At 43.4% G+C, this 21,239-nt stretch carries 21 protein-coding genes, 1 riboswitch and 1 other annotated feature; of the genes, 15 read left to right on the forward strand and 6 right to left on the reverse strand.

All coding sequences use genetic code 11. The annotated features are described in order from the left end of the window. The first annotated feature begins 85 nt into the window (after positions 1 to 85). From ACJ9PY_RS02610 to ACJ9PY_RS02625, 4 genes are read left to right on the forward strand one after another with little or no spacing between them, the layout of a single operon-like run. Positions 86 to 814 carry a ThuA domain-containing protein gene (locus ACJ9PY_RS02610; RefSeq protein ID WP_098184942.1) on the forward strand — a complete coding sequence of 243 codons (729 nt, stop codon included), beginning with the start codon at positions 86 to 88 and terminating at the stop codon, positions 812 to 814. A gap of 13 nt (positions 815 to 827) precedes the next feature. Continuing rightward, positions 828 to 1,850, forward strand: a complete 1,023-nt coding sequence (locus ACJ9PY_RS02615) for a Gfo/Idh/MocA family protein (protein WP_411739436.1) — start codon at positions 828 to 830, stop codon at positions 1,848 to 1,850. A 17-nt stretch (positions 1,851 to 1,867) separates the two neighbouring features. Beyond that, a complete protein-coding gene (locus ACJ9PY_RS02620; protein ID WP_034305944.1) occupies positions 1,868 to 2,908 on the forward strand; it encodes a Gfo/Idh/MocA family protein in 1,041 nt (346 codons plus the stop codon). Between the two features lie 21 nt (positions 2,909 to 2,929). After that, a complete protein-coding gene (locus ACJ9PY_RS02625; protein WP_057278546.1) occupies positions 2,930 to 3,898 on the forward strand; it encodes a sugar phosphate isomerase/epimerase family protein in 969 nt (322 codons plus the stop codon). 264 nt (positions 3,899 to 4,162) lie between these two features. On the opposite strand, the gene ACJ9PY_RS02630 is transcribed toward ACJ9PY_RS02625, so the two are convergent. Continuing rightward, a complete protein-coding gene (locus ACJ9PY_RS02630) occupies positions 4,163 to 4,399 on the reverse strand; it encodes a hypothetical protein (protein ID WP_411739437.1) in 237 nt (78 codons plus the stop codon). Between the two features lie 246 nt (positions 4,400 to 4,645). On the opposite strand from ACJ9PY_RS02630, the gene ACJ9PY_RS02635 reads away from it, so the two are divergent. The 5 genes from ACJ9PY_RS02635 (at position 4,646) to ACJ9PY_RS02655 (ending at position 7,379) form a co-directional block, all read left to right on the forward strand. After that, a complete protein-coding gene (locus ACJ9PY_RS02635; RefSeq protein WP_016131412.1) occupies positions 4,646 to 4,966 on the forward strand; it encodes a PadR family transcriptional regulator in 321 nt (106 codons plus the stop codon). Between the two features lie 65 nt (positions 4,967 to 5,031). Continuing rightward, positions 5,032 to 5,385: a DUF1048 domain-containing protein gene (locus ACJ9PY_RS02640; protein WP_034305937.1), complete on the forward strand. Its 354-nt coding sequence runs from the start codon at positions 5,032 to 5,034 to the stop codon at positions 5,383 to 5,385. Positions 5,386 to 5,582: 197 nt separating this feature from the next. Continuing rightward, positions 5,583 to 6,344: an ABC transporter ATP-binding protein gene (locus ACJ9PY_RS02645; RefSeq protein ID WP_145506820.1), complete on the forward strand. Its 762-nt coding sequence runs from the start codon at positions 5,583 to 5,585 to the stop codon at positions 6,342 to 6,344. Next, the gene (locus ACJ9PY_RS02650; RefSeq protein WP_187050434.1) at positions 6,345 to 7,094 is read left to right on the forward strand and encodes an ABC transporter permease; all 750 of its coding nucleotides are present in this window, start codon (positions 6,345 to 6,347) and stop codon (positions 7,092 to 7,094) included. 57 nt (positions 7,095 to 7,151) lie between these two features. After that, on the forward strand, positions 7,152 to 7,379 hold the full coding sequence (locus ACJ9PY_RS02655) for a hypothetical protein (protein WP_063577479.1): 228 nt from the start codon (positions 7,152 to 7,154) through the stop codon (positions 7,377 to 7,379). A 271-nt stretch (positions 7,380 to 7,650) separates the two neighbouring features. Here the strand turns inward: ACJ9PY_RS02655 and rluF are convergent, their stop codons facing one another. From rluF to brnQ, 4 genes are all read right to left on the reverse strand, one after another. Beyond that, a complete protein-coding gene (rluF, locus tag ACJ9PY_RS02660) occupies positions 7,651 to 8,358 on the reverse strand; it encodes a 23S rRNA pseudouridine(2604) synthase RluF (RefSeq protein ID WP_411739438.1) in 708 nt (235 codons plus the stop codon). 115 nt (positions 8,359 to 8,473) lie between these two features. Continuing rightward, the gene (locus ACJ9PY_RS02665) at positions 8,474 to 9,373 is read right to left on the reverse strand and encodes a DMT family transporter (RefSeq protein WP_106027516.1); all 900 of its coding nucleotides are present in this window, start codon (positions 9,371 to 9,373) and stop codon (positions 8,474 to 8,476) included. A gap of 148 nt (positions 9,374 to 9,521) precedes the next feature. Further along, entirely contained in the window at positions 9,522 to 10,454 is a 933-nt protein-coding gene (locus ACJ9PY_RS02670; RefSeq protein ID WP_411739439.1) for an aldo/keto reductase, read from the reverse strand. 122 nt (positions 10,455 to 10,576) lie between these two features. Continuing rightward, entirely contained in the window at positions 10,577 to 11,908 is a 1,332-nt protein-coding gene (gene brnQ, locus ACJ9PY_RS02675; RefSeq protein ID WP_411739440.1) for a branched-chain amino acid transport system II carrier protein, read from the reverse strand. 98 nt (positions 11,909 to 12,006) lie between these two features. Beyond that, positions 12,007 to 12,253: a binding site (T-box leader), on the reverse strand. Positions 12,254 to 12,460: 207 nt separating this feature from the next. Here brnQ and ACJ9PY_RS02680 point away from each other — a divergent pair. The 6 genes from ACJ9PY_RS02680 (at position 12,461) to ACJ9PY_RS02705 (ending at position 20,522) form a co-directional block, all read left to right on the forward strand. Then, a complete protein-coding gene (locus ACJ9PY_RS02680; RefSeq protein ID WP_164468807.1) occupies positions 12,461 to 12,634 on the forward strand; it encodes a hypothetical protein in 174 nt (57 codons plus the stop codon). 495 nt (positions 12,635 to 13,129) lie between these two features. After that, a complete protein-coding gene (locus tag ACJ9PY_RS02685) occupies positions 13,130 to 15,871 on the forward strand; it encodes a GTPase domain-containing protein (RefSeq protein WP_222620070.1) in 2,742 nt (913 codons plus the stop codon). Positions 15,872 to 15,965: 94 nt separating this feature from the next. Continuing rightward, a riboswitch (SAM riboswitch) is annotated at positions 15,966 to 16,071 on the forward strand. 115 nt (positions 16,072 to 16,186) lie between these two features. Further along, positions 16,187 to 17,299: a sugar ABC transporter substrate-binding protein gene (locus ACJ9PY_RS02690; RefSeq protein WP_411739441.1), complete on the forward strand. Its 1,113-nt coding sequence runs from the start codon at positions 16,187 to 16,189 to the stop codon at positions 17,297 to 17,299. 56 nt (positions 17,300 to 17,355) lie between these two features. Further along, the gene (locus ACJ9PY_RS02695; protein WP_411739442.1) at positions 17,356 to 18,858 is read left to right on the forward strand and encodes a sugar ABC transporter ATP-binding protein; all 1,503 of its coding nucleotides are present in this window, start codon (positions 17,356 to 17,358) and stop codon (positions 18,856 to 18,858) included. A 1-nt stretch (position 18,859) separates the two neighbouring features. Then, positions 18,860 to 19,864, forward strand: a complete 1,005-nt coding sequence (locus ACJ9PY_RS02700) for an ABC transporter permease (protein ID WP_411739443.1) — start codon at positions 18,860 to 18,862, stop codon at positions 19,862 to 19,864. A gap of 292 nt (positions 19,865 to 20,156) precedes the next feature. Beyond that, entirely contained in the window at positions 20,157 to 20,522 is a 366-nt protein-coding gene (locus tag ACJ9PY_RS02705) for a winged helix-turn-helix transcriptional regulator (RefSeq protein ID WP_063577474.1), read from the forward strand. Positions 20,523 to 20,586: 64 nt separating this feature from the next. Here ACJ9PY_RS02705 and ACJ9PY_RS02710 read toward each other — a convergent pair whose 3' ends face one another. Next, entirely contained in the window at positions 20,587 to 21,117 is a 531-nt protein-coding gene (locus ACJ9PY_RS02710) for an NAD(P)H-dependent oxidoreductase (RefSeq protein ID WP_411739444.1), read from the reverse strand. Between the last annotated feature and the right edge of the window lie 122 nt (positions 21,118 to 21,239).

Below are 21,239 nucleotides of genomic sequence, written 5' to 3' on the forward strand. Positions count from 1 at the left end.
AACGTTTGCGTTTTGAATAAAGAGGTAATAGTTAAACAACAAAACAAGTTGCCGTGAAATGATTCTTGAATGGAGGAGGTTGTTCATGAGAGTCCTTGTATGGAATGAGTTTCGCCACGAGAAAACAAAGCCTGAAGTAGCAAAAGTATATCCGGATGGCATCCATGGTGCAATTGCCGGCTTTTTACAAAGTGAACAGGTCGAAGTGAGGACCGCTACTCTCGATGAAGAAGAGCACGGATTAACCGAGGAAGTACTGGAACGAACCGATGTACTGCTTTGGTGGGGGCATGTTGCACATGATGAAGTTCAGGATGAAATCATTGCAAGGGTTCACAAGCGAGTACTTGAGGGAATGGGTCTCATCGTCCTCCATTCTGGTCATTTTTCAAAGATCTTCAAACGATTGATGGGAACGACTTGTGACTTGAAATGGCGGGTGGCGGATGAAAGGGAACGGCTTTGGGTAGTCGATCCGAGTCACCCTATCGTTGATGGAATCGGAGAATATATCGAGCTTGAAAAGGAAGAGATGTACGGGGAACATTTTGATATTCCTGCACCAGATCAATTAATATTCGTCAGTTGGTTTGAAGGCGGGGAGATATTCAGAAGCGGTTGCACGTATCAGCGGGGTAAAGGGAGGATTTTCTATTTCCGTCCAGGACATGAAACATATCCTACCTACCATAATCCGGAGATTCAACGTGTGATTAAAAATGCCGTTGATTGGGTCAAGCCGGAATTCGGAATCGCAACGAACTATGGTAAAGCCGAACCGTTGGAATCCATCTCATCCAAAGAGATGAAGTGAAGGAGAGAACAAAATGGGCATAGTGAAGGTAGGAGTCATTGGATGCGGGAGTATCGCAAAAAACAGGCATTTTCCGGAGTATGAATCACATCAGGAAACGGAGATCATTGCCGTTTGTGATATTGTGCCGGACCGGGCGAATGCAGCAGCACAAAGGTATGGAGCGCAAGCATATACTGATTATATAGAACTTTTGAAGAATGAGGAGATTGAAGCGATCAGTGTATGTACACCGAATTACCTGCATGCACGCATCACGGTTGCGGCCTTGGAAGCGGGTAAGCATGTCCTATGTGAGAAACCAATGGCTACTTCTTTAGCAGACGCTGAAAAAATGAATGAAGCAGCAGCGAAAAGCGGCAAAATACTAATGATTGGCCATAATCAGCGATTTGTTCCCTCTCATCAAAAAGCGAAACAGCTTATTGAGGGCGGGGAGCTAGGGAAGATCTATAGCTTCCGGACGGCTTTTGGACATTCCGGGCCGGAAACCTGGAGCGTGGACGGACTGGAAAGCTGGTTTTTTAAAAAGGATCAAGCGGTCATTGGTGCAATGGGCGATTTAGGCGTTCATAAAGCTGATTTATTACGGTATATCCTTGGAGAAGAATTTGTTGAAGTGGGAGCCTTTGTGGAAACGACTGCCAAGAAAAACACGGACGTTGATGACAGTGCGGCCTGTATCCTCCGGACGGAGAACGGTATCATCGGAACTCTTACCGCCAGCTGGTCTTATGCAAAAGAAGACAATGCTACGGTCATTTATGCGGAAAAAGCGGTATTGCGCCTTGAAGACGATCCGAAATACTCACTGATCATCCATCATGATAATGGAAAGACAGAAACCACCCAATTAGGAAGCATCCAGACTAATGACTCAGAAGGACAGCATGATTCCGAAGTGATCAGCCACTTTGTAAAATGTGTGGTGGACAATGAGGAGCCTCTTGTCTCAGGAGTTGAAGGATTAAAGTCATTAAAAGTCATTCTTGGCGCGATGGAATCAAATGCATCCCGAAAAATCATCCGCTTATAAAGGGGTTAAAAGTCATCATGTACAAATTAAAAATGGGTATTATCGGTGCTGGCGGAATTGCCCAAAAAAGGCATATCCCAGCTTTTCAAAAATTTCAAGATAAAGTGGTTTTATACGCCATTCAGGATATAGATGAAATGAAGGCGCGGGAAGTGGCGCGGGAATTTCATATCGAAAAGGTTTTCACGAATTATGAAGAAATGTTTGCTGAAGTGGATGCTGTTACAATCGCAACGCCAAACAAGTTTCACGCTGAGATTTCCATTGCTGCCCTGCAAGCGGGTGTACATGTGTTATGCGAAAAGCCGATGGCCATTACAACCGAGGAATGTTTAGCGATAACCGAGGCTGCAAACATATCAGGTAAAGTGTTATCGACTGCCTATCATTACCGCTTCATGAAGGAAGCCCAGGCTGCAAAGAAAATGATTCAGGCCGGTGAAATCGGTGAACCGTATGTAGCGCGTGTACAGGCAATCAGGCGGCGCAAAGTCCCTGGCTGGGGAGTTTTTACAAGCAAGGAATTGCAAGGCGGGGGAAGCGTGATCGATTACGGCTGCCATTTGCTCGATTTGGCATTATGGCTGATGGATGACCCAGAACCGATTGAAATCGTAGGTTCGACATATAATTATGTCAGTAAGGGTGTCGATCAGGTCAATTTATGGGGCAATTTCGATGCCTCGGTATTTGAAGTGGATGACCATGCCACGGCATATATCAAATTTGCCAACGGAGCATCTCTATTATTCGAAACATCTTGGGCCGCGAATATCCGTGAAGAAGCAACTGTTTTGAGTTTATCCGGAACGCAGGGCGGACTTGATGTATTTCCGCTGGTCTTGAATCAGGCTAAGCACGGCATGCTTTTAAACAGTGAGGCAGTATGGATGCCAGGAGAGGATACACCAGACCTGCAACAGGCAGAGAACTTTATCAACAGCTGCCTGGGGTTAGCGGAACCATTGGTAAAACCATCGGAAGCCATGAAAGTTTCGAAAATAATCGAAGCGATTTATCAAAGCTCGGCAAGTGGGAAGGTCATGAGCATAAATTAAAGAAAAGGTGAGGTGGGGCATGTGAAATTAGGGATCTTTACAGTGCTATTTGCTCAAAAATCATTCGAGGATATGCTTGATTATGTCGCGGATTCCGGATTAAAAACAGTTGAAATCGGTACAGGCGGGTATCCAGGGAATATCCATTGTCCACTCGATGAACTGCTCGAAAGTGAAGAAAAGCGCCAAGAATACCTCGAGGCCGTTCAAACAAGAGGGTTAACGATCAGTGCATTCAGCTGCCATGGCAATCCAATCTCTCCTGATGAAACCTTCGCTAAAGAAAGTGATGAAACACTGATCAAAACAATCAAACTTGCATCCTTACTGAACGTCCCGGTCGTCAATACCTTTTCTGGTACAGCGGGTGATCACGAAGGAGCTAAATATCCAAACTGGCCCGTAGCCCCATGGCCGAATGAGTATACAGATGTGCTGAAATGGCAATGGGAAGAAAAATTGATCCCCTATTGGAAGAAAGTGGCCGCCATTGCCGATGAACACAATATAAAAATCGGCCTTGAACTGCATGGGGGCTTTCTCGTCCACACACCCTACACCTTATTAAAACTGCGGGAAGCTACATCTGATGCAATAGGCGCCAACCTTGATCCAAGCCATCTTTGGTGGCAGGGTATCGAACCAGTCGGAGCCATCAAAATCCTAGGGAAAGCGGGAGCAATCTACCACTTCCACGCAAAAGACACATACCTGGATCAGGATAACATTAATATGTATGGATTGACCGACATGCAGCCTTATGGCAATATCCAGAGCCGTGCCTGGAACTTCCGCTCTGTAGGATGCGGCCACAGCCTGCAAGAGTGGTCCGACATCATGAGCGCCCTTCGCACATACGGTTACGATTACGTCGTCAGCATCGAACACGAAGATCCGCTGATGTCAGTTGAAGAAGGATTCCAACGGGCCGTAACCAATCTGAAAACTGTACTCATCAACGAAAGTCCAACTGATTTATGGTGGGTATAATTTAGAGCCGAAAAGAGCAGCCTAATGCAGGTTGCTTTTTATTTTCGCCCTCACTCGTGCAAAAGTGGATAAGTGAAATTCACGAGTAAAAGCGTGAAACTCACGAGTAAAACAGTATAATTCACGAGTAAAACAGCATAATTCACGAGTAAAAGTGCGAAACTCACGAGTGAAAGCATGAAATTCACGAGTAAAAGTGAAATTCATGAGTAAAAGCGTGAAACTCACAGATAAAAGTGAAATTCACGAGTAAAACAGCATAATTCACGAGTCAAAAGTGCGAAACTCACGAGTAAAAGTGCGAAACTCACGAGTAAAAGCATAAAATTCACGAGTAAAACAGTATAATTCACGAGTAAAAGTGCGAAACTCACGAGTAAAAGCATGAAATTCACGAGTAAAAGCGTGAAACTCACGGATAAAAGTGAAATTCACGAGTAAAACAGCATAATTTACGTCGGCTGTATCCAATGGAGAGAGCTGGTTTTTTAAAAAAATCAATTTGACAGTCACCCTACTGCGTGTTACAGCATACCTTGTAGTAAGTAACGCAAGATACCAATATCACCGAGTAGTGAAGTTACAGAAATATTTTTAAGAAAGAAAGTTGACACTTCTGCTACTCGGTGTTACAGTTTAGTTGTAATAAGTAATACTAAATAGCGTGATTTCCCAAAAGCTATTCAGTATAAAAATTCCCCTCGGAACTACGTTATAATATAAGTCACAAAATAGAGGAGGCTGAACATGGAAAATTTAACTGAAATGCTGAAGGGTTCGCTGGAAGGCTGCGTGCTGGAAATCATCAGCCGCCATGAAACCTATGGCTACGAGATTACCCGCCGCCTGAACGAGCTTGGGTTTACTGAAGTCGTGGAAGGGACGGTCTACACCATCCTCGTGCGATTAGAAAAGAAAAAACTGGTGAACATAGAGAAGAAACCGTCAGATATGGGGCCGCCCCGCAAGTTTTACTCACTTAATGAGGCTGGACGCCAGGAACTTGAATTGTTTTGGAAAAAATGGGATTTTGTATCATCAAAAATCAATGTCTTAAAGTCAATCTAGCTTCATAAGATATTCCGTACGCTATTTTTGGAGTGTCTTGTTTATAAAAAAGGAGGAAAAATAACATGATGGAATTATTCAAAAAAATGATTGGTGATAAAAAAGAGTATAAAATGATGATGGCACGGGTTGAAGCCCTACCAGAGGACTACCAATTTGTATTTAAGAAAATTCAAAACTATATGTGGAATTTCTCAGCGGGCAACGGGATGGATATGCTGCACATGCAGTATGAATTAATCGAGTTGTTCGAAGCCGGTGCTGCGGAAGGCAGGCAAGTGCTAGAAATCACTGGGGACGATGTGGCGTCCTTTGCCGACGAACTAGTGGCAAATGCTAGAACCTATTTCGCCAAGTATCGTGAGGATTTGAATGACAGTATCATGAAGCGATTGGGAAAAAATAAATTCAATAAATAATTCCGACTGAATAGCTGGTTACAAATGTGAAATGCCACCTTCGCTATTCAGTTATATTTTTAACTTGGTAGTAAGTTATACAGATTATCAGTCAGACTAAATAGAGGAGAATAGGCAACCTAGTCCGCTAGGCGCTCGGAAGGATAAATACGAATCTTACAAGCGGCATTACTGCGCTATTAAAAGGAGGAAAAAGTATGAGCAATGCAGCGATTACTGTAAAAGGGTTAAAAAAATCCTTTAAAGACAATGAAGTCTTAAAGGGGGTGGATTTTGAGGTGCGGCGTGGCGAAATCTTTGCCCTGCTGGGCTCAAATGGAGCGGGCAAGACGACGACGGTCAACATCCTCTCGACGCTGATGAAGTCCGATGGCGGCGAAGTAGGTATTTGCGGCTTTGACGTTCAGCGTGAACCGGATCAGGTTCGCCAGAGCATCAGCCTGACAGGGCAGTTTGCAGCTATAGACGGCATGCTTACCGGGCGGGAAAACCTGCTGATGATCGCCAAGTTGCGGGGAGTTTCCAATCCCGCTCAAGTCGCCGACAATCTGCTTGCAAGATTCAGCCTGACCGATGCGGCCAACCGCCGGGCGGATAAATATTCCGGCGGGATGAAGCGCCGGCTTGACATCGCCATGAGCCTGATCGGGACGCCAGCAGTCATTTTTCTCGACGAACCGACGACAGGGCTTGACCCCGAAGCGAGGATTGAAGTCTGGAATACGGTCAAGGAGCTAGCTGGCGGCGGAACGACAATCTTGCTGACGACCCAGTACCTGGAGGAAGCCGAACAATTGGCGGACCGTATCGCCATCCTGCATGGCGGAAAAATCATCTCGACCGGGACCCTTACCGAACTCAAGGAGATGTTCCCGCCAGCGAAAGTAGAGTACATCGAGAAGCAGCCGACATTGGAGGAAATTTTCCTAGCAATCATCGGCAAAAAGGAGGAGATGTAAATGAAAAGCAAAACAGGGGTATTACTAGGGCGTTTAATGCGCAACATCATGCGGAGCCCGGATACAATTATCACGGTGGCGATTACGCCGATTATGATGCTGCTGCTGTTTGTCTACGTATTTGGCGGCGCCATAGAGGCAGGCACGGACAACTACGTCAATTATTTATTGCCGGGAATCTTGCTGATGGCTATCGCATCCGGCGTCGCTTACACCTCAGTAAGGCTGTTTACGGATGTAAAGAGCGGGTTGATGGCGCGTTTCATTACCATGCCCATCAAGCGCTCGTCGGTATTGTGGGCTCACGTGTTGACCTCGTTAATATCCAATTTGCTTACTGTCGTCGTGGTTATCCTCGTCGCACTCTTGATGGGCTTCCGTTCCAGCGCTGATATCCTGGATTGGCTAGCGGTAGCTGGGATAATCGTGCTGTTTACGCTGGCGCTGACATGGCTGGCGGTCATTCCTGGATTGACAGCGGGGTCTTTGGAAGGGGCGACAGCCTACTCGTACCCGCTGATTTTCCTGCCGTTTATCAGTTCGGCCTTCGTCCCCACCGAAACCATGCCTAAAATTGTCCGTGCGTTCGCCGAGAACCAGCCAGTGACTTCAATCGTGAATGCGATTCGTGCCCTTTTGTATGAAGGGTCTGTTGGGAACGATATTTGGATTGCGCTTGCCTGGTGCGTCGGCATCATGGTCATCGCTTACTTCTTCGCCAGTAAAGTATTTAAACGCCAGTTCGGGTAAGTACACCATTATCGGGATTGGTCATTTCATAGTCAGCCGATGCGATGAATGCATCACATGGAAGTCTGCTTAAATGCCGGGGCAACCATCGATCAAATCATGGAAACCTTCAAAATTGGGGTGATTGGTGGCGGCCACTTATCCCATCATGGGATTTGCCATACTTGCTTTAGAAGAATTTACAGCAAAAGGGTAGTGGTCATTCGGAAAGGGGAAATGAAAAGAATAAAGCCCATAGTAATTGACAGGAAAAGAGTAGATCCAGAAACAAAACCGCTTTGGTAATCAATGTTTTAAAAATAGATTCCTTTCATTATCATAAAATGCGTGGAGCTCCCCGCGGAACTCACGAGTAAAAGTGCAAAACTCACGAGTAAAAGTGCAAAATTCACGAGTAAAACCGCAAAATTCACGAGTAAAACCGCAAAACTCACGAGTAAAACCGCAAAGCTCACGAGTAAATCAGCAAAACTACGAATAAAAGCAAAATGATTACAGGAAATCCTTCTGAAATTAAAAAAGCGATGCCCCCGGAATTCTGGGGGCATCTTCATTATCATCTTTTCCTAGGGGAATAATCCAATTCCTTAAATAGTTCCGTCAATTCATCCTCGGTCAGGTCGCGCCATTGTCCGATCGCCAGTCCGTCCAGATGGATGTTCATGATCCGGATTCGATGTAAATCACGGACTTCATAACCTAGTGCGGAGCACATACGGCGGATTTGCCTGTTCAGTCCTTGCATTAAAGTGATGTTAAATGTGTATTTGGTCAACTGCTCAACTTTACAAGGAAGTGTTTTCGTATCCAAAATCTCTACTCCGGATGACATATCTTTGATGAAGGAAGCGGTAAGTGGCTTATCCACGGATACGATGTATTCTTTTTCATGCTTGTTTTCTGCACGAAGGATTTCATTAACGATATCTCCGTCATTTGTAAGAAGGATCAGACCGCTTGAGTCTTTGTCCAGCCGCCCGATATGAAAAATGCGAAGCGGATGATTTACAAAATCAACGATGTTCCCTTTTATGTGTTTTTCGGTCGTACTTGTAATCCCTATCGGTTTATTCAGTGCAATATAGACATTTTGCTGTTCGACTTTTATCGGCTTGCCGTCCACCCGGACATCATCGCCGGGTTCAGCTTGACTGCCGAGCTCAGCTACAGTGCCATTAATCGTCACACGGCCCTCGGCTATCCATTTGTCTGCGCCTCGTCGCGAGGTAATTCCGGATTCACTGATAAATTTATTGATCCTCAACTAAAGCACACCTTTACATTCAGATTTTCTTCTTTAAAGGATAACGTAAATCATGGTGCATAGACAAGGGGAAAAGAGAAGAAAGCGTTCGTTGATGTGTATCACTGGATGCCCTTTACATGTTCTTCGTGACAGCTGACGGATCTGCTTTTTTCTTTTTGCTTGTCAGGTAGACGCCGAGGAAAACAAGGAGGCCACCGAGGGTTTGGATGGTCGTAATCGCATGACCCAAAATAAGGCTAAGAATGGCGGTAAATACAGCAATCAGATTTAGATAAATCCCAGCCTGACCGGCATTGATATGGCGAAGGGAAATATTCCAGAAAATAAATGAGCCGACAGAAGGGAAAATCCCGATATATAAAAGACCGGTGATGGCTTTACTGCTTAAATCAAGGTTCATTCCCGAGCCAATGGCAAATGGAGCAATGAGAAACAAACCGAGAAATACGGAAACGGCAGTAGCTGAGATGATCGGAATGTTTTTCAGTTTTTTACCGATTATAGAATAGAAGGTCCAAACGAGAATCGCCAGGATCATCAATAGGTCGCCTTTATTATAATTGAGCTGGAATATATCCAGAAGGTGTCCTTTTGTCAAGACCAATAAAACGCCGAATAAAGATATGATAAGTCCAAGAGCATGTAGGGATGAAATTTTCTCCTTTAACAGCAAAGCGGAAAAAAGAACAATTAATGCAGGGTTCATGGAATTGACAAGAGCTGCATTCATGGAAGTTGTATAGGTCAGAGCCCAATAAAGGAAAAAATTATAACTGATGATTCCGAGTACACCCATGACTAATAGTAATTTCCAGGCTTTCCATACACTCTTCCAGTCTGGTTTTTCAATCCATTGCGCTAAAGGAAACAATAAGAAAACGGCGATTAGCCATCGCGCAAAGGTTAGTTGGATCGGGGAAAGTTCGGTCACAACGTACTTTCCGAATATATAATTACCGGCCCAGAACAAATTTGCCAAGATAAGAAATAAAATAACAATAGATTTTTTCATCAGACTGCCTCTCCCTGAATTTATGGAATATTCACTAAATATAGCAAAATAGGGGTACCTAAGCAATATAGGGGGCCTTATCAGTCAATTTTGGACAGGATAAAAAGGCCGTTCAACTTTAGCTGAACAGCCTTTTCACACATCTATATTAAGCGAAAATGGCACTGATTTCGGCGATTTCATCCATGGTTAGATCGACGTCCAATGCTTGTAGGTTGCGTGTGACCTGTTCTGGTTTTTTCGCTCCGGGAATCAGTACATCTATCGAGTGCCTAGTTAAATACCAAGCTAGTACGACATCGGCGACATCGGTATGCTTCCTGTTGGCAATCGCCCGTACTTCTTCCACTTTTTGCAGGTTGCTTACAAAGGCTTGTCCTTGGAAAAGCGGACTTTTTGCCCGGCCGTCATCGAATGTTGAATCCTGATTATATTTGCCGCCGAGCAAACCGGAAGCAAGGGGGAAATAAGGAATGAAGGAAATATCATTTTCGGCTGTATAGGGAAGCAGGTCTTGTTCTGCCTCCCGTTTGAATAGATTGTACTCGGATTGCAGGACATCGACATAGCCGTCTTTATTCGCTTCCTTCAATTGTTCAAACGAAAAGTTAGAGACGCCGATTGACTTTAACTTGCCTGCATCCTTCAATTCCTTTAAGGCACCTACTGCTTCATCTTTAGGGGTATCACCATCAGGGAAATGGATATAGAATAAGTCGATGTAGTCTGTTTGGAGCCTTTTTAGACTCGAGTCCACGGCATTTTTCAGAAAAGCGGGAGAGTTATCAAAAACGATGCTGCCATCGACAAATTTGTGTGCCCCTTTAGTGGCAAGGACTATGTCTTCGCGTTTGCGGCTCTCTTTAAGGATTTCACCGATAAGTTCTTCTGAACGTTCAGGACCGTAAATGTAAGCTGTATCCCAAAAGTTGATTCCTTCTTCCAATGCCGTTCTCAAAACATCCCTTCCTGTATCCTCACTTAGATTAGGGAAAAGGTTATGTCCGCCAATTGCATTCGTGCCAAGGCCAATCGGGTTTACATACAGATCTGTTTTACCAATACGGGTTTGCTTAGACATATTACTTATCATCTCCTTTGACACCATCATAACAAAAAGCCGTTGCCGATTTCCAAAATAAAGCAATGAAGGTGTGTACAAAATAAGCAGATGACCGGAAAGATCACCTGCTTACTTCATTATTATAGTGTTTCGACTTCCAACTCCTCAGCGGAAGCTGTTTGTCCGATTTGACTGAGCAGAATGCCAAGGGCTGTACCGACGAGAGCAGGGATGACCCATTCCATGCCGTAAGCGGAAAGGGGAAGGACATCAGTCAAGGTTTGTACGGGTCCTAATTGTAAGCCAAAAGCATTCAGCCCATCCATCAAGGCGAAGACTCCTGTGAAAGTCATTGCACTGCGATAAACCTTCTTCGGATTTTTGAAATGACGGCTGAAGAATGTCAGGACAATCAGGACGATCGTTAGCGGATAAGCCATCACAAGGAATGGTACCGATACTTTCAGAATTTGATTCAGACCCATATTTGAAAGGATGAAACCGACGATTGTTACAATCAGAATGACGGTTTTATAGTTCAGCCTGGGGAAAAGTTTCGAGAAATACTGTCCGCAAGCAGTCGTCAACCCGACAACGGTGGTGAAGCATGCCAAAGTGAAAATGATGCCAAGAAGGGCCTTCCCGCCGGTTCCTAGTAAAAGGGTGGAAGCGACAGTGAGGATATCCGTTCCGTTTTCGAATGACCCACCGGCCGCCATGCGTGCTCCCATTACACCTAAGGAGATATAAACTAAAGAAAGCAAAACGCCAGCGATGAGACCCGCTTTTACTGTATATCTCGTCAATTGTTTTCGTTCGGAAATCCCCCTTTGCTGGATTGAAGTAAGGATGACGATCCCAAAGGCCAAGGCAGCTAAAGCATCCATCGTGTTGTAGCCTTCGATGAACCCTTTCGAAAAGGCACCTGCAGCATATGCTTCGGTTGGAGCTTGGAAAGGAGCATCAAGCTTTACGAACCCAACGACACAGAGAATGACCATGGACAAAAGTAGAACGGGAGTGATCCAGCGTCCCATGAAGGTTTCCATTTTTTCCGGATTCAATGAAATGGCATAAACGATGATGAAAAATATGGTTGTGAACATGAATAGAAATAGTGGTTGATCCACAGAGTCGCCAAGATACGGCTTGAAGCCCATTTCATAGGCAACATTCGCATTCCGCGGAATGGCCAGAAACGGCCCGATGCTTAAATAGATTACGACCATGAACAACGTGCTGAATAGGGGATGTACCCGGGCACCGATGGTTTGTGCGCCGCCTTTAACAAGTGAGACTGCAAGAAGCACCAAAATTGGCAGGCCGACTCCGGTGGCGACAAAACCGGCGATGGCTGGCCAGAAAGACGTTCCAGAAGATGCTCCTAAAAATGGAGGGAATATGAGATTCCCGGCTCCGAAAAACATTGAGAAAAGCATAAGGCCGATAAATAATGTGTCTGTTTTTTTCATGGTGATTTCTCCTTTTTTTAAAATGATAACTCCCGCCGACTGGCCTGAAAAAGGCTAATTAAAGTGTTTTGTGCAAATAAAAAACTCGCCCCTGAAAAATCAGGGACGAGTTTGTGCTCGCGTTACCACCCATATTCCGCACTTCAAAGAAGCTGCGGCACTCAGTCAACGTACGAATTCATACGTGATCCATTGTAACGGCGGAAACCCGTCAAAGCCTACTGCATTTTCAGCTTTGCATCTCAGAGATGATTTTCGGATAGGCCTTGGACATCGACTTCCACCACATGTCGACTCTCTGTGGAACAGGGTTCTCATCTTACTCTTTCTCTTCATAGATTTTATAATATAAAGATAATTTAGCAAATTCTGATTATGAAGTCAACATAATTTATCATTAATCCTTTCAAAGGAGCAGGAAATTAGTCCCCATTTGGCGAAACCAACTTTATCAAGAGTGTTTTTTGAAGAAGAATAGGATATTACTCCCTATTATCTTTCTAATCACAACTATATTATAATAGAAGGCAGAACACTAAAGGAGACAACAACATGTCTGAAAATAAAAAATTAAGCCTGGCGGATGCAGTCAAACAAAAACTGGCTCAAAAGCAAGCAGGATCAAGTAAAGATAAACTGGAAACAGGCGTTGTGAAGAAAACGAAACAGCTAAAAAGCCAGTTGACCAAAAAGCCGAATAACCAACGTAAGCGTACAGGGGTATAATCCTAATTCGTCAAAGGACAAGTACTGTTCGGAGCTTATCAGTGAGCAGTTACCTTTTATGAATGAGGGTACTGCTTTTTTATATGAATACAAAAATGGGGATCAAGTAATGGACGAGCCAGAGTGATTTTGTTTTTTACCGTTTATAGGTAAGTTGAAGGGCTGGGCTTCTGGTCATTTAGAGGGATGGAGAATGGTTCGCTCACTTCTAGCTGATATGTGGTAAAACTAGAAAAACATATTTTCTCGAAAATGGAAATGACATCTCTGTATCGGTTTATTAAAAACATTACAGTTCTAGTTGGTTCTGTTTTAAAATTGTAAGAGTGGTGACATGTTGTTACCATATTGTTTTGTTAAAATAACATTTTAAGGTTTTGTAAATGATTTTTTAACTAAAGGAACCTATAAATTGAATATTAGGTCTGCTATGAGTCTTATAGAATCAGTGATTATCCTTTAATTGAAAATATGAAATATATCGGGGGAATAAAGATGGACGAACGTCTGATCGGAAAAAAATATTATGAAACGATGCTTGAGGATACAAGGAAGCATCCCATTCAAGCTTTGGGTGAAATGTTCCTCGTGGAACAAAAAAAGGAAAGATCCGATTTAACCGCAATTAGATTTGCTCAAGGAGAGGTATATTTTCAGCACCATGACTATGAAGCAGCCATTTTTAAATGGGAAAACATAGAAGGGGAACTTGGTTCATGGGCGAAGAAAAACATCGCTGATGCGTATTTTGAATTGGAAATGTATTCAACCGCAGAGGATATCTATAAATCCGTCGATACGGATGAAGCTGTCTTGAAAACAGAAGTTCTTTTGCAGCTGTTTTCCCTGTACATAGTGGAATCGAGAAATGATTTGGCTTCCAAAGTCGTGAAAGAAGCAGTCGAGTTTCAACCAGACTACCCGAATGTCACTGAAATTGCACGCGCCTTTTTTGAAGAACAAAAGGATTGGAACAGTGCGGTGGTATTAGCGGCGAATGAAAGTATCCGTACAGAGTCAATGGGCTGGTTCGATGTGCTGAAAACGTATATCCAGCAGGGTGTTGCCCAATCGATGGAGCCGGATTATTTCTCAACTGTCCTTGGTTCGCTATACACACTCGACCAGGAACGTTTCGAGAAAATGACGGTTGCCCTTTGGAAAAATTATAAATATACGGATGCTTATTTCGAATGGTTAAGAGTGATTAATAATTTGATAGATACCATCGAATTGAACCATGCGGATGTATGGGATGAGCTTTCCGTCTATTACAGGGATGCATATGCAGGTTTGTTAGAAGGAACGCATCTAATCAAAGAATTAAGTCCTGTCGTGCCAAGGTTGCTGGAAAACTGGCTCAAAATCGCAGACGGGGAGCTTTCGCTGTTTGCGGCGGCATCCACGTTGTCCTGGAATGAAATCTTCCCGGATACGATTAATGCGCTGGTCATTCAGGATGCGGAGAGCCTGCTTTCGAAATCGCCTAAATTGGGAGGCGGACTGGAAGCGGGAGAGAAACTGTTCAATTCCATTATCCAGTGGGCTGAAGATAATGATTTAAGGGTTGGAAATAAGCTTAAATGGATGGTGGAAGGGCTTAAAGATACCAGCAATTTCAATCTCCTTCTTGCAGGAAGTACAGGAAATGGCAAGACATCCTTTATTCAGTCAATCGTTGGAGAGAGCATTGCTGCTGAGGACCATTCTTCCCTAGTCAGTGTCAAAGACGGGGATGATTTGGAAATCCTTGAAATTACCGATACAGATAGCAAAGTTGTCGAGGAGCTAACTGATTTGGATGAAACACGCCGTCAGCGCGGGACTATAGTCGATGTGACAATCATCAGTGACTACCTAAGAAATAATCATTTGCGATTATTGGATACACCGGGGTTCAATGGGGAACAAAGCGTGGAATCCGATTTCCAAGGCTATTTACATGGCAGTGATGGCCTGATGTTCGTTCTTGACGCCCGGGCTCCTTTCACCGGCAGCGAAAGGGATCTGTTATTGGAAATTCAAATGATGGCGCCTAAACTGCCGATCCATTTCCTATTAAATAAAATGGATACGATATACAGTGATCAGGTCGCAGTCCGGATGGAAGACGAAACATGGGATAAAGTGAATGCATATTTCCCGAATGCGAAAGTGTTCGCTTTCTCCAAACATTATGACAGCAGGCAGCAATTGAAGGACCTTTCAGCCTTCCTTCAATCGAATTATCAAGATGATAATTGGAAGGAAAGAAGATCTGAAAAAATCCTGGCATTCATTCGTAAAACTTTATCTTATCTATTAGAAAAACGGACAGCCAATGAGCGGAAATGCGAGCATTCCATCTCTTGGAATGAGCAGATGGAAGTCAAACTGAATGGAGCGGTCAATCAACTGGCTGATCTGGAAAAAGAAAAAAGTGAAAATATCATAAGGTCGTATCGTTCGCTTAAGGACGAAGTGAAAAGTCAGCTTTATTCAAAAATTCCTGAATTACTGAGGGATTGCTCTAAATCGTTAACGGAAAGCAGTGATTTCAGTCAGGTCCATGTACAGTTAAACCAGGAAATGAATGAGCGGATTCAAAACTTCATTTCTGACAAGATCATGCCTCAATATTACCGTTCTCTTCAAGACTGGATTGCCAGTTCCCAAATGGAGTTCTCACAAAGCCAACAGTTCATGGATGAGATGAGTGCCGGATTCAATGAATTATACAAAGAAGAACGGATTACACTGGCAGGTGACTTCAGGGTATTGGATGACTGGCGCCGTGATGCCGACCGGATGACAAGCAGTATCCGCATCGAAAACGTTAATATCCTTTTGCGCAGGACTCCATCACAATTGCTGCTTAAAGGAGCAGGTAAGCTATTTGGGGCGATACCGCAAAATAAGGCCAATATGTACAATCGTTACAAGAAATACCTGGAAAGTGAAGATTACCTGGATGTTGCTGAAATGATCACGGAACGTTTCCTAACCCAATTTGGATTGTTTGAAAAATCATTGGATCGGGACATCTCACTTTTCTATCGCAGTTCATTTGCCTTACTTCAAAAAACGATAGAGCAGACTCAGACTGAAATAAAAGACTACCAGGCTGCATTGGAGCATATGAAAGAAAATCCTGAGGTTTACCGTGATCCGATCACGTTGTTCGAAGTGAAATTAAGGCAGTTGGAGAGGCTTGAAAAAATCGAGAAAAAGCGTCTAGCCCAGCTCCAAAGAAAATAAAAATAACAGGAAACATTTCAAATATTCAAAAATCTATTGACTTTACGACTATATCCCTATAAAGTGATAATTACGAAAACGTAACACAATATATCTCTTATCAAGAGTGGCGGAGGGACTGGCCCTAAGATGCCCAGCAACCGTTCCATTAGGAATTGGTGCTAAATCCTGCAAAACAGAAATGTTTTGACAGATAAGAGAGGGACAAGTCTGCAAAACAGCCGATTAAACCTCTCTATATTAGAGAGGTTTTTATTTTGGGATTTACACCGACTTAACTGATAAGAATAATTAGAAAACATGGAGGGGAACAAGATGAGAAGGTCTATTAAAGGGATATTCATTTCTGCCATCGCTTCGGCTTTGCTTTTAACGGGTTGCTCTGCAGGGCAGAGTTCCACAGAATCGAAGAAAGAAGAAAAAGTATCATTTGAAAATGTCCCGGAGAGATTTGCTGATGGCGATGGAGCCAAAATCAAAGTGATCCGTAAAATTGGCGGTGATGATCATACTGCCCAATACCTGGCGGGGGCGAAAGAAGAAGGAGAAGCACTGGGGTTTCAGGTCGATACGTACACAGCCAATGGTGATACGGCTAAATTCCATGATGCGATAGCACAGGCTTTGGAGGAAGATTACGACGGCTATATCATTTCACATGGTGATGATGCCGCAACTGTAAATGACGTTCAGAAGTTGGTTGATGCAGGTAAAAGCGTTGTCACATTCGATTCAATAAGCGATCTATCTAAAATAGAGGGCGTGACATTAACTTCACAAGATGATGAAGTGCTGGCAACATTGGCTTTCGATAAACTGATAAAAGAACAGAAAGGTGAAGCGGCAATTGCATATCTTTGGGTGGATGGTTTTCCTCCAATGGTAAGAAGAAATGCAGTCTATCAGGAAAAACTAAAAGAAAATCCAGGGATTAAAGAAGTCGAAAGATTCGGAGTGGCATCCGCTGATACTTCGGTTCAGACACAAAATGCTGTAGCCGCAATGCTGAATAAATACCCTAAAGGCAAATTGGATGCCATTTTCGCAACATGGGATGCCTTTGCCATCGGTGCAGCCCGGGCGATTAAAGAAGCGGGCCGCGATGAAGTGAAGATATATGGAATTGATGTTTCGAATGCAGATCTCCAGGAAATCCAATCGGCTGATAGCTCTTGGTCCTACACGGCAGCAGTCGATCCCAAGTTGATCGGTGCAGTGAATATGAGGATATTGGCTAAAAAATTAGCGGGTGAAGAAACACCGCAAACATATGATTTGGAGGCATCACTCATTTCGCAAAAGCAAATCCAAGCTTCAAAAGAAGCGGTAAACATGGCAAACCTGTCTGATATTGTCGATGGCTGGGGTGTATCGACGGAATTTGAAGAAGATTGGATGAAGGTTTTGAAAGATCATTATAAAAAATAAAAAGAGACACTCTCTTTCCAGCGAAGGGAGTGTCTGTTCTATAAGGGGGAATGGACATGGGCAAGCAACTAGAAATGAAGATGATTTCGATTGAATTTCCGGGGGTGAAGGCGCTAAGTGATGTTGATTTTTCCTTACAATCAGGAACAGCCCACGCATTGGTCGGTGCAAACGGAGCAGGGAAATCGACGTTAATGAAAGTTTTATCGGGAGCCCATGTTCATTATTCAGGTGACATTTTTATTGATGGGATGAAGCGGGATATCCGCTCGCCAAAAGCTGCTCAGGAACAGGGCATTCAAATAGTTCATCAGGAAGTGGATACCGCCCTCATCCCTTATTTAACAGTTGGGGAAAATGTAATGTTGAATGATATGGTCCAAAACATGGGAAAAAAACAAAGGGTACATTGGAAAGAACTGCACAACAAAGCCACTTCTATTCTTGAAGATATGAAAATTCATGTCCCTTCGAAAAAGTTGGTTAGAGACCTGACCTTGGCTGAAAAACAGATGGTCCTGATAGCAAGAGCCGTTTCGACAGAATGCAAATTCCTGATTCTCGACGAGCCAACTGCTCCGTTAAGTCATACGGAGACGACAGAACTTTTTCGAATTGTAAATGAGTTAAAGCAAAAAGGCGTGGCAATCATTTTCATTTCACATCGTCTGCCTGAGATTTTTGAAATCTGTGAGGAAATTACGATCATGAGGAATGGGGAGCGTGTCACTTGTCGAAAAATCGAGGACATAACCCGTACCGAAGTGGTAGAGAACATGCTCGGGAAAACCATGGATGAACAGTTTCCTGAAGTGAATGCTTCGATTGGAGACGTAATTCTGGAAGTGAACGGATTGTCAGATGCCGAGAAAGTTAAGAATGTCAGTCTGAATATTAAAGCAGGAGAGATAATCGGCTTGGCTGGGCTGGTCGGGGCTGGGAAAACGGAGCTGTGTAAAACCCTTTTCGGTCATACGTCCATCACAGCGGGTGAAGTCATACTGAATGGTCGAAAGCTTTCTCTGAAATCACCGCATGAAGCAGTAAAAAGCGGGCTGGCACTTGTACCTGAGGAACGCAGGAAAGAAGGGGTCCTTGTACAGGAATCAGTCTCGGCAAACTTGACTGCAGCCAGTCTCGGCAAATTCTGCAAAACATTCAGTGTCGTCGATCGTAAGGCGGAAAAGGAAAAGGCGAAGGAAATGATCGCAAGTCTCGGCATTAAAACACCTTCAGGGGAAGTGAAGGTCGAAAACCTATCCGGTGGTAACCAGCAAAAAGTTGCGATTGGAAAATGGCTTATGGCAGATGCGGATGTATACATATTCGATGAACCAACGAAAGGGGTCGATGTCGGAGCCAAGAAGGATATATTCGAATTGATTGCAAAGCTTGCAAGGAATGGAAAAGCGATCATTTATGCATCCTCCGAGCTTACCGAAATCATTGGCATTACCAACCGGACCTATGTGTTATATGATGGGAGCACTGTCATCGAATTAGAAACAAGCAAAACGAATGAAGAAGAACTACTATTCTATTCAACAGGAGGTAAATAGGATGAGCATACCCATTCCTGTTACACAGACAGCGAAAGCGAAGAAAAAGGTGGAACTATTCGACTTTTTCTATAAATACGGCACAATATTGACGATTATCATTCTGATTGGAATTTTCGCCGTATCCAATCCATCTTTCATCCAAACGTCTAACCTGATAAACATCCTGCGTTCCATTTCAATCGTGACCATCATTGCGATCGGCATTACGATATCACTGACCGTGGATGGCTTCGACCTTTCCGTCGGCTCCGTCGCATCATTGGCCAATGCCATCGTCATCTCGATGTTTGTCTGGTTTTCCCAGGATACATTCATCGCCATATTAGCTGCGGTAGGTGCCTCGCTTTTCGTAGGGGCTTTGAATTCATTCATGATCGTTAAATTGAGAATTCCCGACATGCTGATGACATTGGCTACCATGTTCATTATTCAGGGAATTGCCCTTACTTATACAAAAGGGGCCACGGTTTCGCAAAATATGGTCATGCTAGACGGGACATTCGCAACAGGACTGATCAGCCCGTTTTTCGCCAAAATTGGCCAGGTACCGTGGATAATCCTGATCATGGCCGTCATTGTGATAGCGACCCATATCTTTTTGACTTATACGAAGCACGGTCGTTATATGTACATTATTGGGGGAAATAAGGAAGCGGCGAGACTTTCCGGGATATCGGTTAATAAATACAAAATCCTTGCCTATCTGCTTTCGGCTCTATTTGCTGCAATCGGGGGGATTGTCCTTGCTTCAAGGGTCATGACATCGGAAATCAATTCAGGGTCACCCTATTTAATGGATGCCGTCGCGGCAGCCTTCATTGGTTCCTCCGTTTTGGGAGCGGGAAAACCTAATGCCTTTGGAACCTTCATCGGTGCAGTCCTGATCGGAATCCTTCAAAATGGACTTATCATGATGTCCGTTCCGTATTATGCGATGGATATCGTCAAAGGAACTGTGCTGGCCCTTGCGCTCGCGGTAACCTATTATAAGCAAAAACATTAAAAAGAATTCGTTACGTTACTCTACAGAAATCCAAAAATATGAAAAAATCCTGTTGTAATGCAACAGGATTTTTCCTTTTTAAAAAGGGATGGGTTAAGGAGATCATCATCATTTTACTTACGCTAAAATGGTGGCAGGAGCACTTTTTGAACCCTCATTGTCGGAGTATAAAGATTGACCGCAATTGTAATTTTTATAGGAACCTTATTTACCTTTTAATAAGATTGATAATGATCTATTGTAAAGTATGAACATTCATATCATATACTTATCTAAAGGAGAGTGTAAATTTATGCGCGAAACCTGTGTTCCGGCAGGTGTGAAACCGAATGAAACTGGCTTTGGATATACGCTGTCCTTGATAGGCGGCAAATATAAAATGATCATAATGTATTGGCTGTCTGAAAATAAGGTCATGCGTCATAATCAACTGAAGCGAAGTATCGGTACCATTTCCTTTAAAACGCTAAGCATCATGTTAAAAGAGTTGGAGGCAGACGGCCTTATCATACGCAAGGAATTTCCCCAAATACCTCCAAAAGTAGAATATTCATTATCTGATCGTGGTCTATCTCTCATCCCATTGTTAAATATGATGTGCGAGTGGGGAGAGAAAAACAGTTTGCCAGCTCAGGATACTAAACAGCCGGAGGTGTAGCTATTTTGATAAATCAAAAGAAGTATTTCCCTGACAAGGAAATACTTTTTTAATGAACTGCCTATTATAGGTTATCGACAAAATTCAAATAATCTTGTGCGCTTTTTTCCAATTCGCTCACGGCTGGCTCATTTTCAGCACCATAAAACGCAAAGAATGAACGATAATCTGCATTGCAGTATAGGAAGGTAGTTTCAAAGGGAGATAATAAATGTTCAAGTGTATAGCGATATCTTCCTTCTTCACTATAATCCTCTTCGTTAATTCCGGCAGATACAGCTAAAGCCGCTTTGCGATTCTTTAATTTATCGCCTCCATTTGAACCATAAGCCCAACCATAAGTAAAAACATCGTCAAGCCATCTTTTTAGGAGAGGCGGACAATTAAACCAATAAAAAGGGAACTGTAAAACAAGATTACTATGCGATTCGATTAATTGCTGTTCTTTTTCCGCATTAATGTTTCCGTCAGGGTAAACCTTATACAATTCGTGTACTGTATACCTCTCCGGATATTTCCTTAGCGAATCTACCCATCGCTTATTTATGACGGATGTTTCCAGACTGGGGTGTGCTACGATAACAAGAGTTTTCAAAGATTTCTCCTCCTTAACTATTATTTATTTTAAGTATAAAGTGCACTCTGCAAGTGCGTAAGTATGCACTTTTAGTATAGGTACTTACCTAAAGGAGAGTGTTAAATCAGGTTTAACTAAAA

It is taken from the genome of Peribacillus sp. S4, from assembly GCF_046715815.1.
Taxonomy (GTDB): domain Bacteria; phylum Bacillota; class Bacilli; order Bacillales; family DSM-1321; genus Peribacillus; species Peribacillus frigoritolerans.